This window comes from Oceanobacter sp. ABM4_470, assembly GCF_056158645.1.
Genome location: NZ_JBSWTR010000001.1, coordinates 290,349 through 306,605 on the forward strand (window position 1 = coordinate 290,349; position 16,257 = coordinate 306,605).

The following is a 16,257-nucleotide window of genomic DNA, read 5'->3' on the forward strand; positions in this document are numbered from 1 at the left end:
TAACTTGATTGCATGAATTGATTGCATAAAAAGGCCGAGTCCACCAACAACAATGGACGGTCTTATCAACCAAGAAAGGAGCAAACCATGCCTCAAGTAACTCAGCCAATGCACAAGTCCGGTGATTTCTTCGTTGATTACGAAGAGAAAGTATTTGAAGACGTTAAGGCCCGCGATGGCGAAAAAGCCCTGGTGACTTTCCACACCGTGGCCTTTGAAGGTTCAATCGGTCTGGTGAATATGCTGCAAGCTACCCGTCTGCAGCGTAAGGGTTACGAGACCTCCATCCTGCTGTACGGCCCGGGTGTGACGCTGGGTATTCAGCGCGGCTTCCCGACGCTGGGCGACGAAGCCTTCCCGGGTCATCAGAACTACGCCAATCAGCTGAAAAAATTCATGGCTGAAGGCGGCAAGGTGTACTGCTGTCGTTTTGCTCTGCAGGCCCTGTACGGCCACGGCGAACCTTCCCTGATTGAAGGCATCACGCCAATCAACCCGCTGGATGTGATGGATCTGAAACTGCTGCACATGCGTGACAACGCAGTGATCATCGACACCTGGACTCTGTAAGGAAAACGCGGCCCATGTCTTACACCGACAACAACAAGACAGTGCGGGCCGCGGCCGTTCAGATCGCTCCGGACCTCCGGAGCGCCAACGGTACGCTGGCCAATGTACTCAACGCGATGGATGAAGCGGCTGCCAAAGGCGTCGAATTGATTGTGTTCCCGGAAACCTTCGTGCCCTGGTATCCGTATTTTTCCTTTGTGCTGCCAGCGGTGCAGTGCGGTCCGGAGCACCTGCGCCTGTACGAAGAAGCCGTGGTGGTGCCGGGTCCGATTACCAATGCGGTAGGCGAGCGTGCTCGCAAGCACGGCATGGTGGTGGTGCTTGGCGTTAACGAACGCGACCACGGCAGCCTCTATAACACCCAGCTTGTTTTTGACGCTGACGGTCAGCTGGTGCTGAAGCGCCGCAAGATTACCCCGACCTATCACGAACGCATGATCTGGGGGCAGGGCGATGCCGCCGGACTGAAAGTGGCAGACACCAGTGTTGGCCGAGTCGGCGCGCTGGCTTGCTGGGAGCACTACAACCCGCTGGCCCGTTACGCGCTGATGACCCAGCACGAACAGATTCATTGCAGCCAGTTTCCGGGTTCGCTGGTGGGCCCGGTATTCGGCGACCAGATTGAAGCCACCATTCGCCATCACGCGCTGGAGTCCGGCTGCTTTGTGGTGAACGCCACCGGTTGGCTGACCGATGAGCAGATCGAATCCATCACCCCGGACGAGAAACTGCAGAAGGCTCTGCGGGATGGCTGTAACACCGCGATTATCTCGCCGGAAGGCAAACACCTGGCCCCGGCACTGACGGAAGGCGAAGGCATGGTGATCGCCGATCTCGATTTCAGCCTGATCACCAAGCGCAAGCGGATGATGGACTCCGTTGGTCACTACGCCCGTCCGGAGCTACTGCGTCTTGCCATCAACGATGAACCGGCGGCCTACAAGCAAGGCATGTTCGAGTCGTCGCAGGTTGAGCAAGCCCCAAAAAACGTTGCAGGAGAAGAGCATGAATCAGGCTATCGAATCACCCCTGCGTTTGATCACTGAGTTACAGACTCGCGGTTTACGGCTGACCCGGCCGGACCAGCGCCACGTTGCCCGCCGTGGCGGCGCGGGGCCATCCGACCATCAGGCGGTGACCGTCAACGGCACTACTGTGATGGTGCCGATTTACACCGAGTCGGCGTGGGAATCGCCGTTCGAAGTGGAGTCGCTGACCGACGGCGAGCAGATCGTACAGAAGCAGCAAGACAATCTGATTCCGCTCAAGAACGTCAGCTTCGCCAGCGAACCGAAGTTCTACAGTGGCCAGACTGCCGACGGCATTCCGTACAAGCAGTTAGCGACTTTACACAGCAAGGACGTGCTGGCGACCACGGTACTGCAAACCTGCATCCGTTATGAAAGCCGCAAAAAAGCCTGCAAGTTCTGCTCGATTGGTCAGTCGCTGCGGGCAGGCCGAACCATCGCCGAGAAAACCCCGGCACAGTTGGCCGAGGTCGCCAAGGCGGCGGTCGAGCTGGATGGCGTGACCCAGATGATCATGACCACCGGTACCCCGGCAACGCCGGATCGCGGCGCCAAAGTGATGGCCGACAGCGCTCGTGCCATCAAGGCGGTGGTCGACATCCCTATTCAGGGCCAGTGCGAACCGCCCAAAGACCCGAGCTGGTATCAGCTGATGAAAGACGCCGGGATCGACAGCCTCGGTATGCATCTGGAAGTGCTGAGCCAATCGGTGCGCGAAGAGATGGTGCCGGGCAAGTCCGAAGACACCCTGGAAGACTACATCGAAGCCTTTAAAGAAGCGGTTGCGGTGTTCGGTCGTGGTCAGGTCAGCACCTACATCCTGGCCGGACTGGGCGATACCCTGGAATTTATTCTGGAGGTCAGCGAACGCCTGATAGAGATCGGTGTGTACCCGTTCGTGGTGCCGTTTGTGCCGATTCGCGGCACACCGCTGGAAGACCATCAGTCGCCAACGCCGGAATTCATGGAAAGCATTCTGAAGCCGCTCGGCAAGCAACTGTTCGAAGCAGGCATGACTGCCGACACCGGCAAGGCAGGCTGCTCCAAGTGTGGTGCTTGCTCAACGCTGTCGGAATACGAAAAAGCCGCTGCCGCAGAAGCAGGGGCAGCCAAAGACAGCAACAAACGTATGGAAACCGGCCCACTGACACTGGCAGGTGCTTGTAACTGACGCAGATTTTAACCGCGCTTTTCAACGAGGGAACAGCGATGAAATACCCGGATTACTCTGACTACACCATCAAATGGGCGACCCTGCCATGGGAAGTTGAGCAAGCCCATGACTTGCGCCGCCGCGTGTTCTGCGACGAGCAAGGCTTGTTCGAAGGCGACGACATTGATGAAACCGATGGTCATGCCCGCACGCTGGTGGCACTGGCCAATAACGGTGGCTGGCACGACAAGGTGGTTGGCACGGTGCGTATTCACCGCGAAGGCGATGCCGACGAGCAGCTCTGGTATGGCTCGCGCTTGGCGGTCGATCCGGCCTTTCGCAGTCAGGGGCAGTTGGGGTCAACCCTGATCAAACTGGCGGTCAGCAGTGCTCATGCGCTGGGCTGCAAAACCTTTATGGCCACAGTACAGGCCCAGAACGAAGTGCTGTTCCGTCGGCTCAAGTGGGAAACCCACAGCTACCGCGACATTCTCGATATGAAACACGCGGTGATGCAAGCTGACCTGGCTGCCTATCCGCCGTGCCATACACCGAAAAGCGGCTTTGTTCTGAAAGCCCGCAAGCAGCATCAGTACACCGACTTCTGGCCGGGGCTGGTGGGTGTGCGCTGGCAGAAAGAGAAACTGCTGAACAGCCGTCAGATAGTGATTCCGGAACTGCTGCGCAAGTGGTTCGCGCCATCTGCTGCCTGACCCCTGAGCGCCGCACATCTGAGCGCAGCCAAACTGAAGTAACCGTTAAAAGAGTTGCCCATGAACATGATGATGAGAAAACCGCATTTTGATCCCGCTGCCGCAGCCAATGAAGTACAGGCGCAGGCGTCGGAACAACTGCACGCCCTGCTGGAGCAGGTATCGCAACGTTGCGGTATTGGCCTCAAGCAGGACATCGCTGCGGTCAGTCAGCATCTTCCACCATTACCGGATGGCTGGCATCCCAACGGCGACGATGCCGCCGCCATCCCGATCGGACTCAACGGCGAGTCCGGTTACCAGCTGCTGGCCATCGAAGGCATGCAAGGCAAGCTGGTACAGCAGCAACCCTGGTTTGCTGGCTGGTGCAGTGTGATGGTCAATTGCAGTGATATCGCCGCCATGGGCGGACGGCCAACGGCGGTCGTCGATGCCCTCTGGAGCGATGCCAGCCAGCCCGGCCACGACCAATGGCTGGCTGAATTACTGCGCGGCATGTGCGATGCAGCGACGCATCTGGGCGTGCCGATTGTGGGTGGCCACAGCAACATCCGATCCAACGACGTCAATCTGGCGGTATCCATCATGGGACATGCGAACACCTTGCTCAGCGCCTTTGCGGCCAAACCGGGGCAGCGTCTGGTTGCCGCGATTGATCATCGCGGCCAGTTCCAGAACGGCAGCCTTAACTGGAATGCCGCCACCTCAGCACCGTCTGAACGGCTGCGTGGCGATCTGGAATTACTGCCAACCATCGCCGAACAAGGACTGGCCGATGCCTGCAAGGACATCAGTCAGGCCGGACTGTTGGGTACCAGCATCATGCTGCTGGAAAGCTCAAAGTGTGGCGCTGAGCTGAACCTCGATTTGCTGCCTAAACCCGAACAGGTCGCCATGGCGGACTGGCTTTGTGCCTTCCCCAGCTTTGGCTACCTGCTGACCACCGACGATGCACGCTTGCCAGCCTTGCTGGCGACCTTTGCTGAACGTGGCATCAGCGCGGCGGTGATTGGCGACATCACCGACAGCCAGACACTGGAAGTCAGTTGGCAGGGCGAACAGCGCTGCTTCTACAACCTGCGGGAACAGAGTCTGACCGGATTTACCTGAGCGACTCCGTTCCACCGCTAACCCCAAAAAATCATTAAACGTAATGGCGGCCAAGAGCCTGCCAGGGAGACCTTATGCCTGCAGTTAACTTTTACGTCCGTTGGCCGGACGGCAAGGAAGAACAGTGTTACTCGCCGTCCACCGTCATCTATCAGGCGTTCAAGCCCGGTGACAGCATGCCGCTGAGCGAATTCATGCAAAAAGCCGAAGCGGCGCTGAGCCAGGCCAGTGAACGGGTAAAAGCCAGTTACGGCTACTACTGCTCCAGTGCCAGTGACCAGAACAGTCAACTGAAGCTACGAGCGGCAGAGTTTGAAGACCAGAGCCGTCAGATAACCGTGTTGTCGATGACTGAAATTCCCCGTTGAACCAAAGGCAGCGCATTGAGGGAAGTCAGAGCCAACAGAGACCGGCCAAGAGTCTCGTCCTGACCCCGCGCTTGCCATGTTTGAAACCCTATTTTGAAGCCAGGTTTTTTGAAGCCTCGTTTTTAAAGCCAATGGCGGCCAGAGCACATTTTCCAGAACGGTAAAAAGACAGAGAGACAGAGCTATGAACACAACCTCCAACCATTTTGACGTCATCATCGTCGGCGGTGGCCAATCCGGCCTGACCATGAGCTACTTCCTGCAGCAAGCCAACATGAGCCACATGGTGTTCGAGAAAAACACCATCCTGCACGGCTGGAAGCACGAACGCTGGGACTCCTTCACCCTGGTGACGCCAAACTGGCAATGCGACCTGCCGGGCCTGCCTTACGACGGTGATGATCCAAAAGGCTTTATGACCGGCAAGCAAACCGTCGAATGGCTGGAACGTTTTGCCGCCAAGGTCAATGCACCGGTAAAAGAAGGCGTGGCGGTGAAGCGCGTTGAATGCGATGACGACGGCCTGTACCACGTCAGCACCAGCGACGGCGAATACACCGCCGACCAGATTGTGGTGTCGTCCGGTGGCTATCACCAGCCAGTGATTCCACGCATGGCCGAACGCATTCCCGAAACCGTGCACCAGATTCACTCTGCCCAATACAAAAATGCCGCCGAGCTGCCAGAAGGCACCGTGCTGGTGGTGGGTTCCGGCCAGTCCGGCGCGCAAATTGCCGAAGACCTGCACCTGGAAGGCCGCAAAGTATTCCTCGCTACCGGCGATGCTCCACGAGTAGCGCGCTTCTACCGTGGCAAGGACGTGGTGGAATGGCTGTACGACATGGGCTACTACGACATCTCGGTAAAAGAACACCCGTTAGGCAAGAACGTCGCCGCCAAAACCAACCACTACGTTACCGGTCGTGACGGCGGACGTGACATCGACCTGCGCAAATTCGCCACTGAAGGCATGGAACTGTACGGCCTGATGACCGACTTCGACGGCGAAAACCTGATCTTCCAACCGAACCTGACCGAGAATCTGGAAAAAGCCGACAACACCTACAACAACATCAATGCCCGCATCGACGCCTGGATTGAACAACAAGGCATCGAAACCGCAGAAGGCCCATCCCGCTACGAGCCGGTGTGGCAAGTACCGCAAGAACGCATCACCCTGAACCTGGCCGAATCCGGCATCACCACCATTCTGTGGTGCATCGGCTTCCGCCCGGATTTCAGCTGGCTCGACGCACCGGTATTTAACGGTCAGGGCCACCCGAAACACGACCGTGGCATCACCGGCCAGGCAGGCGTGTACTTCATCGGCCTGCCATGGCTGCACACCTGGGGCTCCGGCCGCTTTGGCGCGGTAAAACAGGATGCCGACTACCTGTGTGAATACATGAAAGGCTACAAAAGCGACCGTGAACTGAACGCCAGGCAGACAGCCACGGCCTGAACGGTATGAAACAGGGCCAGTGGGCGTTACCCAAACGCACACTGGCCCGCTCCGATAACACCAACGCTACCTCGCGAATAAATTCGCTCCTACACAACCAACGTTACGCTGTAGGAGGGAATTCATTCCCGAACCTCACAGGTTTCCGCTGCCTGTAGGAGGGAATTCATTCCCGAAACCCACAGATTTACGCGCTTGTAGGAGGGAATTCATTCCCGAAACCCGCAGATTTACGCGCTTGTAGGAGGGAATTCATTCCCGAGGCCCACAGGCTTACGCGCTTGTAGGAGGGAATTCATTCCCGAAACCCACAGATTTACGCGCTTGTAGGAGAGAATCGCGACGCGGAGTCTTATTCCCGATGGATGAGCCTGCTCATTCCCGGGTTTATGTTACGCTCGCCAATGGACATCGAAAATTCGGGTTCGGGTTCGGGCTCGGGCTCGGGAATAAATTCCCTCCTACAACATCCGCGTCACCCTGATCCGGTCGAACTTCAGGTGGTGCATGTACTCACGGAAAATCAACAACTGCGCATAAAACCGCCGCGAGGTATCCGGCTCATCCGCTTGCGGTGGCCGTCCGGCGGCGATTTCGGCGTAGCGCCCGAACAAGGCTTCCAACGCCTCGCGTCGCAATACCATGTCATCGCTGTCTGGCACTCCTGCCTGCCTGGCAATGGTGTAAATAAAGCCCTGATCATTAACCAACGACCTGCCCTCAATGGGAATCTTGCGGGCGACCTTTTCAATCTGGTCCTCAATCTCATTGATGGCGTATTCAATATCGTCGTAGGTCGGCGGGGTATGGCGAAAATAGCGGCTGGCGATACCCTCGAAGCCGACGGGCAGGGTAACCTGCTGGCTGCCACCATCCCACGAGAACGACGACTCGGCCTCGCCAATGTGCATCTGCACGAGTTTGAACTCTGCCGGACTTTTCATACTGGACATCATCCCTCCCTGAAGCCGTTGCGGTTATGTGTACTGCCCTGGTTTGCTCACTGAGGCGACTGCCTTGAAACCCATACGCTGAAACACATCCCCCAAAGTCATCGCCCTGAGGCTAATACCTAAAGAACGGGCAGCCAATGAGTATCAGACAACGGAATCAAGGCAGAGTGCTAAGCCGCCATGCTGCTAAACAGCCCTACGCAGGAGCGGTGCAGGGCGGCGCGGGTGTAGCTGTAGCCGTACCAGTAGGCCGTACCAGTTTCAGTGTCGGGTTGTTGAAAGGTGCTGTCGAGTTGTTCTGTGTAGTGGTCAACTGATTCCGGACACGGTTTTAAGTTTTTCTTCTGCGGCGCGAGGGCTGATTCCTCCGTTCGCAGTATGTGGCCGTTGCTGGTTGTAAAAGCCCATCAAATAACGGCCGATATCCATTTTTGCCTCCGCCAGTGATCGATACCAGGTATCCGGAACCCACTCGCTTTTCAGGCTGCGGAACAGTCGCTCCATCGGTGCGTTATCCCAGCAGTTGCCACGTCGGCTCATGCTCTGAGCCATACGACAACGCCAGATTCTCTGACGGAACTTCAGGCTGGTGTACTGGCTTCCTTGATCCGAGTGGAACATCACGCCTTCCGGTTTGCCCCGACGCAGCCAGGCATCCTCTAGTGCCTTTGTCGTCAGCTCGCTGTCAGGGCTGTTGGACATGGCCCAACCCACGACCTTGCGAGCGTATAAATCCATGACCACGGCAAGGTACGACCAACGTTCTCCTGTCCAAATGTAGGTGATGTCACCACACCAAACCTGATTGGGCCGCTCAACAGAGAACTCACGGTTCAGAAGGTTGTTGATTTCAACGTGTTCCATCCCAGTTTTTTTGTATTTGTGGGCACCCGGCTGCTTACTGATCAGCCCCGATTCTTTCATCAGTTTGCGCACCAGATAACGTCCAATAACAATGCCTTCGGTTTTCAATAAGTCACGGATACCGCGGCTACCAAAGCCATGACGACTGAGATTGAATGCCCGTTTTACATGGGCCTTGAGCTCCAGTCGTCTGGGGTTGATTCGACGCTTGTTACGACAGTAATCGTAGTAACTGGAACGCTTGATACCGAACGCCTGACAGACCCATTTGATTGGCTCCAGCTCTCCCAACCGGTCTATCAGTACATATTTTTGAATTCGTCTGACATTAAGAGAGCAGTAGCCTTTTTTAATATTCGCTTCTCGGTTTCGAGCTCTCTTACGCGCTTTTCGAGCTCCTGAATGCGCTTTTGCTCTTCCGTCATGGCCTTGGAGCTTGGCGTTTTGCCACCACGTTCTTCACGAAGCTGGTCAACCCATCGGCGAAGGGCTGTCTCACCCACGTCCAGCGATTTACTGGCCTGCGGAATGGAATACCCCTGATCGAGAACAAGGCTGGCTGCTTCGAGTTTGAACTCAGGAGTGAAGGAACGACGTTGTCTTTTCATTGAACACCTCTTTGGCGGCAAGATTACCACCTATCTGGGTGTCCGAGATTATTGAACCACTACACTGTGAGGGTTACAGCGAGGCAGGCAGTTTCAGGTTGGGGTTTGGGGTGGGGAGCTCGGGCGTTTAGTTCAAGCGCGTAGTTTGGACGCGTAGTTCGGGTGAGAGTGAATGGGTTTTGGTGTTTGCTATCGTTTTTTGATTTCTGATAGCCAAAACACTATCAATTGCATCGGTTTATTTGATTTCTAAAATTGATAGCCAAAGCCTAAATTAACAGTGTCTTCCAAACACAGCCAACCAGAGTTGGCACAGGAGCTACCCATGACCAAGACACTGACTTTCGCGGTAATGCACTTTTCTGTTGCCTTCACTGTGGCTTACGCCCTGACCGGTGATTTGCTGGTAGGCGGCCTGGTGGCCTTGATTGAGCCAGCCATTAATACGGTGGCGTTTTACTTCCACGAAATGGCCTGGAACATGAAGGAGAAAATCCAGGGCGTGGGCGAGCAAACCATCGACGGTTTGATGGCGGTTCAGGCAGAAGGTGTTGGCCGCTGATTATTGTTATGATATAACTTTTTTATCTCCTCAGGATGGCGGGTAGCTTGTTTGGTTACCCGCCGTTCTGTCTTGGCGTTTTTGTTATTTTGTCCCGAATTAACCTTTCTTCTTGTTTGTGTACGAATTCCGCTGCCGTTTTTCGACCATTGCAGCTCGTTGCACAGGCATATCGTGATTGCCCCCGGATGAGCAAAGTGGACATTACTTTGGCCAGCACCTGTTCGGGATGACTGGCTTCGGGCACCAAAAAAAACAAATCGCCAAACAGGAATTCAGGTTATGTGTAACAAGAGCAATCGCGGTGTTATCTATCAGGGCCCGGGCAAGGTCGAAGTTCAGAACATTGCTTATCCGGAGCTGGCGCTGGGCGATCGCAAGTGCGAGCACGGTGTAATTCTGCAAGTAATCACCACCAACATCTGTGGCAGTGATCAGCACATGGTGCGCGGTCGTACCACCGCGCCTGCCGGTATGGTTCTGGGCCATGAAATTACCGGTTTGGTGATTGAAACCGGCCGCGACGTTGAGTTCATCAAGGAAGGTGACATCGTTTCTGTACCGTTCAACATTGCTTGTGGCCGCTGCCGCAACTGTAAGGAAGGTCTGACCGGTATTTGTTTGAACGTGAATCCTGCTCGTCCGGGTGCCGCATACGGCTACGTGGACATGGGCGGCTGGGTAGGTGGTCAGGCTGAGTACGTTATGGTGCCTTACGCCGACTTCAACCTGCTGAAATTCCCTGATGGCGATCACGCCATGGAAAAAATTCAGGATCTGACGCTGCTGTCGGACATCCTGCCAACCGGTTTCCACGGTTGTGTGACGGCGGGTGTTACCGCAGGTAGCACGGTTTATATTGCTGGCGCTGGCCCTGTGGGTTTGGCAGCTGCGGCGTCTGCGCATTTGCTGGGTGCGGCCTGTGTGATTGTTGGCGACATGATTGAAGAGCGTCTTGAACAGGCGCGTTCGTTCGGTTGTGAAACCATCGACCTGAAAGCCGATGGCGACATGGGCGACAAGTTCGAAGCGATTCTGGGTGAACGTGAAGTGGATTGTTTCGTTGACTGTGTAGGCTTCGAAGCCCACGCCTGTGGCTGTGGTCACCAGACCGAAGCACCGGCTACCGTTCTGAACTCTGCCATGGAGCACACCCGTGCCGGTGGCCAGATTGGTATTCCAGGCCTGTACGTAACTGAAGACCCGGGTGCGGAAGATGAAAGCGCTCGTCAGGGTTCCCTGAGCATGCGTTTTGGTTTGGGTTGGGCGAAGTCGCATTCTTTCCACACTGGTCAGTGCCCGGTAATGAAGTATCACCGTGGCCTGATGCAGGCGATCCTGTTCGACAAGCTGCAAATCGCCAAGGCAGTTAACGTTGAGGTGATTTCTCTGGACGATGCGCCGAAGGGCTATGAGGCGTTTGATGGCGGTGCGGCGAAGAAATTTGTGATCGATCCACACGGTATGGTGAGGTCGTAAGCGAGATGGTTGTGGACGATGGGCACTCGAGCCCATCCTCTATATCGGGAATGAATTCCCTCCTACAGCATCACCGTTATTCTGGACGACCTCCGGCGAGATTCAGAGTCCATCGCTGTTCAAATCGGGACGCGAAAGCTTGCATCGGGAATGAGGCTTTCGTGTCCTTATTAGATCAGCTCATTGCGGGCGTTACTTAAATCCACCAATGCCTGATTAAACTGGCGGAAGGCGCTCAGGTGGTCGTTGTCGGAGCCCACCAGGCTTTCGGCCATGGTCCCCATCATATCCAGTACATTTTCAAACGGGTTGGATTGCTCGGCGGCCGCCAGTACGCTTTCGACGTAGTTAGCCAGTGGGCCTTTGACCGATTCCAGGCTTTCGGTAGGGGCTGAGCTGTTGTCTGCACCATAACCTGATTGATAGGCGCTGGTGGTTTGCACGGCGCGGCTTTGGCTGAGGTCGAGGCTGAAGGCGGCCAGTTCCGTGCTGTCGTAGCCAATGTCCATGGCCTGCTTGATGGCTTCACCCATGTTGCCAGCGAAGAACTGGTTGCTGAGGCTTTCCACCTGTTTGAACAAGCCATTCAAGGCTTCCATTTCACCATCGTCCAGCTCGCCTTCCACACTGAAGCTGAAGGCCTGATCTTGCAGGGAAGAGAACGCATAACTGCCGTTGGATGAGGCTTCTTCCATGCTGCTGTTCTGTTCGTAGTACACGGTTACGGTGTCGCCGTCGCGAGTTTGCACTTCCAGCGCGAAGGTATTGCTGCTGTCGGCGCGGCTGTAGTTGGCGCTGTTCTGAACGGCACCGGTGTTGCCACTGGCGCTGGCAGAAGACACTGACGACATCAGTGCGCTAACGGTCAGTTGTTGGCTCTCGGCGACGTCGTCAGTGTTGTTCTGGTTCAGGTAGTTTTCGAGGCTGCTGAGGTCGGCCAGGCTGCTGTCGACAATGGAGCGAGAGGTGGCGATTTCAGATTCCAGGTCTTCGCTCAACAAGCCCATGCCATCGAGCATTTCAGTAGCTTCGGCATAACCTTTGGCGACGCCTTCGCGGGCGGCTTCCAAACGTGCTTGAATCCGCTCTTCCGATGCCCCCTGGGCTTTCAGGTTGTCGATCCCGCGGGAGACAAATTCCAGAATGTTGTTGGCGGTGGTTTCCGGGTCTACCCGTTCGCCCAGCTGGATGCCAGAGCCGCTGTCAGTTTCGGTTACCTCTCCAGGTTCAGCTTTGGCCTCGGCTTGGCGGGCGTTGTCGGAGCGCGCTGTGCTGGAGCCCAGAGTTTGGCTGGACTGATAGCCTTTGCCAGACACAAAATTATTGAAATCGATCATGGTGCGACCTCCCTTCAGGACCGCGGCAGCCAGATGTGAAGCCGCTGCGAGGTATTTGATCTGAAGGGTATCGGCTGTTTACTGGACGGCTTTAGGATGTTTTTCGGTATGGGTCAGTCCGCAATTGTGTAGACTACTGCTTGTTTATATCGACATTGGAATTTAGCCATGAAGCTTTTCAGATCTGTATTGTTCACTGCTGTTTTGATGTCTGCTGCTTTGATCTCTGCCGTTAGCGCCGCTGCTCAACAACATCAAGTGGCTGGGCACACCACGGCTTCTCCCTACGAAGGACAGCAAAATCGCAGCATCAAAGCGCTTCCAGAGGATCGGGTTGCTGGTCTGTTGCAGGGTAAAGGGTTGGGCTATGCCAAAGCGGCGGAGCTTAACGGTTACCCCGGCCCTGTGCATGTTCTGGAGTTGGCTGATGCACTGAAACTGAGTCAGCAGCAACGAGAGTCCACGGAAGTACTTAAGCAAAAGGCGGTGGCTAAATTTCAACAGTTGGGCGCGAAACTGGTGGCGGCTGAGCAGGCGTTAGACGAAGCATTCGCCGAGAAAAACATCAACTCGGCCAGTCTGGACAAGCTGGTTTTGGCTGCTGCGCAAGTTGAAGCCAAGCTGCGCGCCGAGCATTTACGAACCCATTTGCTGCAAACCGAACTGCTGTCTCGTCACCAGATTCATCAATACATGATGTTGCGTGGATACATGGGAGGTGACACATCTCATTCCGGCAGTCACGGCCATCATTAATGATCGTGGCTATTGAACGCGCTCACCGCAGGCGCGCTTGCCAGCCGCTCCGCCAGGAAATCCACCAACAGCCGCACCTTGGTCGACAGATGACGGCCGTGGGGATACAGCGCCCAGATGCCTTCTGGTTCAGGGCGGAATTGCGGCAGCAGTTCTACCAGGCAGCCTTTTTCCAGATGCCAACGCACGTAGTAGTCGGGCAGTTGCACCAGCCCCAGCCCCTTGTGTGCGGCATCGACCAGTGCAAGCCCAGCGTTGGTTTTGATGCTGCCGTTCACGCGCAGAATGCGTTCCTTGCCGTTTTCGCGAAAGCGCCAGTAGTCGAGTGTGCCAAGCAGGCAGTTGTGGTGTTCCAGTTCCGAGAGCGAATGCGGCTCGCCGTGGTTTTTCAGGTATTCCGGTGAGGCGCACAGGTGCAGTTGGCGGGTGGAAAGGCGCCGGGCTTTCATCGAAGAGTCTTCGAGTTTGCCGAGTCGAATGGCGAGGTCGAAGCCACCGTCAATCAGGTCGACTTTCTGGTTGGTGAGCTGGCATTCCAGCTGCACTTGCGGGTGTTGCACCAGAAATTCGTTCAGCAGCGGCGAAATATGTCCCTCACCGAAGGTAAATGGCGCAGTCAGGCGGATCAGGCCACTGGCTTTGTGGCTTAATGAACTGAGCGCCCGTTCGGCTTCTTCGAGGCCATCGAGTAATGGGCGACAATGTTGATAGAACAGCTGTCCGGCTTCGGTGACTGACACCTTGCGGGTGGTACGATGCAGTAATTCGCTGTCGAGACGGGCTTCCAGTGCCGCGACCTGGCGGCTGACCTGTGCCACAGACAGCTTCAGGCGGTTGGCGGCTTCGGTAAAACTGTTGGTTTCCGCTACTGCGACGAACTCACGAACCCCTTCCCATTGCGCCATTTTTACTGTCTCGTAAAGATCAATTGCTAATTTACGGGATTATAACCAAATCGATAAAAACTAGAATCCTCCACGAACTGATAATTTAACCGGTGCATTCAAGCCGGTGATTGATACCAACCTTGAGGATCTGACATGTCTGACGTGATCAAGTGTAAAGCTGCGATTGCCTGGAAAGCGGGCGAGCCACTGAAAATTGAAGAAGTGGAAGTTGCGCCACCTAAAGCTGGCGAAGTTCGTGTAAAAATCGTTGCTACCGGTGTGTGCCACACTGACGCGTTTACTCTGTCTGGTGAAGACCCTGAAGGCATCTTCCCTGCGATTCTGGGTCACGAAGGTGGCGGTATCGTTGAATCCGTTGGCGAAGGCGTTACCAGCCTGAAGGTGGGCGATCACGTTATTCCGCTGTATACCGCCGAATGTGGCGAATGTAAATTCTGTAAATCCGGCAAAACCAACCTGTGTCAGGCCGTTCGTGCCACTCAGGGGCAAGGTCTGATGCCAGACGGTACTACCCGTTTTACCTGCAACGGTGAGCCGATCTTCCATTACATGGGTTGCTCTACTTTCTCTGAGTACACCGTGCTGCCTGAAATCTCGCTGGCCAAGGTAAACCCGGAAGCACCACTGGAAGAAGTGTGTCTGCTGGGTTGTGGTGTGACCACCGGTATGGGTGCCGTGAGCAAGACTGCCAAGGTTCAGAAGGGCGACACCGTGGCTATCTTCGGTCTGGGTGGTATTGGTCTGTCTGCCATCATTGGTGCTCAGATGGCGGGTGCCAGCCGCATCATTGGCGTCGACCTGAACGAATCCAAGTTCGAACTGGCCACCAAGCTGGGCGCCACCGACTGCATCAATCCGACCAAGTTCGACAAGCCGATTCAGGAAGTTATTGTTGAAATGACCGACGGCGGTGTGGACTTCTCCTTCGAGTGTATCGGTAACGTCAACGTAATGCGTTCTGCGCTGGAGTGCTGCCACAAGGGTTGGGGCGAGTCTGTGATCATCGGTGTGGCCGGTGCCGGTCAGGAAATCTCTACCCGTCCATTCCAGCTGGTTACCGGTCGTGTATGGCGCGGTTCCGCTTTCGGTGGTGTGAAAGGCCGTTCCGAGCTGCCTGGTATTGTTGAAGACTACCTGGCGGGCAAGTTCGCGCTGAGCGACTTCATCACCCACACCATGGAGCTGGAGAAGATCAACGAAGCGTTTGATCTGATGCACGAAGGTAAATCCATCCGTTCCGTTATTCACTACTAACAGTCGGGTGTCTGGGGCTGGGCGCCTGACGCTTGGCTCCAGATTTCAGCTTTGTAGGTTGGGCCTTGCCCAACACATTGATGGGCGGGGCCCATCCTACGCTCGGGTGATTTATGCAGGAGGTCGCTTACGGCCGATGGATTGCATCGCAGGCAAGCCTGCTCCTACGATTCCAGTCAGCGTCTGGCTTCAGACGTCTGGCGTCCGACTTTCCGAAGGAAACCGAACATGGAAATGATTAGCCAGAACAAGGTGTTTGACGGTTGGCACAAGCAGTACGAGCACGACTCGGCTGTGTTGAACTGCCGCATGCGCTTTGCGATTTATCTGCCGCCCAAAGCGGCCCAAGGTGCCGAAGTACCAGTGCTGTACTGGCTTTCCGGCCTGACCTGTACCGATGAAAACTTCATGCAAAAAGCCGGTGCCCAGCGTATTGCTGCGGAGCTGGGCATTGCCATTGTGGCGCCGGATACCAGCCCGCGTGGTGACGATGTGGCCGATGAAGACCGTTACGATCTCGGCAAGGGCGCGGGTTTCTACGTAAACGCTACGCAGGAGCCATGGAACAAGCACTACCACATGTACGATTACGTGGTAAAAGAGCTGCCGGAGCTGATTGAAGCGACTTTCCCGGTATCTTCCAAAAAAGCCATCGCCGGTCACTCCATGGGTGGTCACGGTGCCTTGACCATTGCCTTGAAAAACCCGGGTATGTTCACCTCGGTATCGGCCTTCAGCCCTATCACCAACCCGATCAACTGTCCGTGGGGTCAGACCGCGTTCACTACCTATCTGGGTAACGACCGTGAGTTGTGGAAGCAACACGACAGCTGTGAACTGGTGAAAGCCGCCGGTGACGTACGTACACCAGCGCTGGTGGATCAGGGTGAAGCGGATAACTTTCTTGCAGAACAGCTTAAGCCAGAAGCGCTGGAAGCCGCTGCGGCTGAAACCGATTACCCGCTGATACTGCGTTTGCATAGCGGTTACGACCATAGCTACTACTTTATTTCTTCTTTTATCGAAGAACATCTGCGCTTCCACGCCGAGAAGCTGGGTGCCTGATCCAGAGTGACGATGTGTTAAACGCGGAGGCGGGGCTCCCGCTGCTGATTAAAAAGCCGGTCTGGTG

Annotated in this window: 16 protein-coding genes; 12 read left to right on the plus strand and 4 right to left on the minus strand. The window is 55.7% G+C overall.

Going from position 1 to position 16,257, the window contains the following annotated elements; genetic code table 11:
* The first annotated feature begins 87 nt into the window (after positions 1-87).
* The 7 genes from ACXADJ_RS01240 (at position 88) to ACXADJ_RS01270 (ending at position 6,404) form a co-directional block, all read left to right on the plus strand.
* Entirely contained in the window at positions 88-570 is a 483-nt protein-coding gene (locus tag ACXADJ_RS01240; protein ID WP_475062169.1) for an MSMEG_0572/Sll0783 family nitrogen starvation response protein, read from the plus strand.
* A gap of 14 nt (positions 571-584) precedes the next feature.
* Positions 585-1,616 carry a Nit6803 family nitrilase gene (locus ACXADJ_RS01245; RefSeq protein WP_475062171.1) on the plus strand — a complete coding sequence of 344 codons (1,032 nt, stop codon included), beginning with the start codon at positions 585-587 and terminating at the stop codon, positions 1,614-1,616.
* Positions 1,576-2,769 (plus strand): MSMEG_0568 family radical SAM protein, encoded by a 1,194-nt coding sequence (locus ACXADJ_RS01250; RefSeq protein ID WP_475062176.1) that lies wholly within the window; start codon positions 1,576-1,578, stop codon positions 2,767-2,769. Before ACXADJ_RS01245 ends, ACXADJ_RS01250 begins: the two co-directional genes overlap by 41 nt.
* A gap of 38 nt (positions 2,770-2,807) precedes the next feature.
* Positions 2,808-3,464, plus strand: a complete 657-nt coding sequence (locus tag ACXADJ_RS01255; RefSeq protein ID WP_475062178.1) for an MSMEG_0567/Sll0786 family nitrogen starvation N-acetyltransferase — start codon at positions 2,808-2,810, stop codon at positions 3,462-3,464.
* Positions 3,465-3,524: 60 nt separating this feature from the next.
* Positions 3,525-4,574, plus strand: coding sequence for a sll0787 family AIR synthase-like protein (locus ACXADJ_RS01260; RefSeq protein ID WP_475062180.1), 1,050 nt, complete (start codon positions 3,525-3,527; stop codon positions 4,572-4,574).
* A 74-nt stretch (positions 4,575-4,648) separates the two neighbouring features.
* Positions 4,649-4,942, plus strand: coding sequence for an MSMEG_0570 family nitrogen starvation response protein (locus tag ACXADJ_RS01265; RefSeq protein WP_475062182.1), 294 nt, complete (start codon positions 4,649-4,651; stop codon positions 4,940-4,942).
* A 184-nt stretch (positions 4,943-5,126) separates the two neighbouring features.
* Positions 5,127-6,404 carry an MSMEG_0569 family flavin-dependent oxidoreductase gene (locus ACXADJ_RS01270; RefSeq protein ID WP_475062184.1) on the plus strand — a complete coding sequence of 426 codons (1,278 nt, stop codon included), beginning with the start codon at positions 5,127-5,129 and terminating at the stop codon, positions 6,402-6,404.
* 461 nt (positions 6,405-6,865) lie between these two features.
* Here the strand turns inward: ACXADJ_RS01270 and ACXADJ_RS01275 are convergent, their stop codons facing one another.
* Positions 6,866-7,357 carry a hypothetical protein gene (locus ACXADJ_RS01275; RefSeq protein ID WP_475062186.1) on the minus strand — a complete coding sequence of 164 codons (492 nt, stop codon included), beginning with the start codon at positions 7,355-7,357 and terminating at the stop codon, positions 6,866-6,868.
* Positions 7,358-7,666: 309 nt separating this feature from the next.
* Positions 7,667-8,829, minus strand: a protein-coding gene (locus ACXADJ_RS01280) for an IS3 family transposase (protein ID WP_475062188.1) whose coding sequence is annotated in 2 segments (ribosomal slippage) — positions 7,667-8,574 and positions 8,574-8,829 — 1,164 coding nt in all. Because the reading frame shifts where the segments join, the coding sequence is not laid out codon by codon here.
* Positions 8,830-9,154: 325 nt separating this feature from the next.
* On the opposite strand from ACXADJ_RS01280, the gene ACXADJ_RS01285 reads away from it, so the two are divergent.
* Both ACXADJ_RS01285 and fdhA read left to right on the plus strand, forming a co-directional pair.
* Entirely contained in the window at positions 9,155-9,391 is a 237-nt protein-coding gene (locus ACXADJ_RS01285) for a DUF2061 domain-containing protein (protein ID WP_475062190.1), read from the plus strand.
* A gap of 282 nt (positions 9,392-9,673) precedes the next feature.
* Positions 9,674-10,870 carry a formaldehyde dehydrogenase, glutathione-independent gene (gene fdhA, locus ACXADJ_RS01290; protein ID WP_475062192.1) on the plus strand — a complete coding sequence of 399 codons (1,197 nt, stop codon included), beginning with the start codon at positions 9,674-9,676 and terminating at the stop codon, positions 10,868-10,870.
* Between the two features lie 170 nt (positions 10,871-11,040).
* On the opposite strand, the gene ACXADJ_RS01295 is transcribed toward fdhA, so the two are convergent.
* Positions 11,041-12,207 carry a DUF5610 domain-containing protein gene (locus tag ACXADJ_RS01295; RefSeq protein ID WP_475062194.1) on the minus strand — a complete coding sequence of 389 codons (1,167 nt, stop codon included), beginning with the start codon at positions 12,205-12,207 and terminating at the stop codon, positions 11,041-11,043.
* 168 nt (positions 12,208-12,375) lie between these two features.
* On the opposite strand from ACXADJ_RS01295, the gene ACXADJ_RS01300 reads away from it, so the two are divergent.
* Positions 12,376-12,963, plus strand: coding sequence for a hypothetical protein (locus ACXADJ_RS01300; RefSeq protein ID WP_475062196.1), 588 nt, complete (start codon positions 12,376-12,378; stop codon positions 12,961-12,963).
* Here the strand turns inward: ACXADJ_RS01300 and ACXADJ_RS01305 are convergent.
* A complete protein-coding gene (locus ACXADJ_RS01305) occupies positions 12,960-13,868 on the minus strand; it encodes a LysR substrate-binding domain-containing protein (RefSeq protein WP_475062198.1) in 909 nt (302 codons plus the stop codon). The genes ACXADJ_RS01300 and ACXADJ_RS01305 overlap by 4 nt on opposite strands.
* A 135-nt stretch (positions 13,869-14,003) precedes the next feature.
* On the opposite strand from ACXADJ_RS01305, the gene ACXADJ_RS01310 reads away from it, so the two are divergent.
* Both ACXADJ_RS01310 and fghA read left to right on the plus strand, forming a co-directional pair.
* Positions 14,004-15,125, plus strand: a complete 1,122-nt coding sequence (locus tag ACXADJ_RS01310; RefSeq protein ID WP_475062200.1) for an S-(hydroxymethyl)glutathione dehydrogenase/class III alcohol dehydrogenase — start codon at positions 14,004-14,006, stop codon at positions 15,123-15,125.
* A 228-nt stretch (positions 15,126-15,353) separates the two neighbouring features.
* Positions 15,354-16,190, plus strand: a complete 837-nt coding sequence (fghA, locus tag ACXADJ_RS01315; protein ID WP_475062202.1) for an S-formylglutathione hydrolase — start codon at positions 15,354-15,356, stop codon at positions 16,188-16,190.
* Positions 16,191-16,257 lie beyond the last annotated feature (67 nt).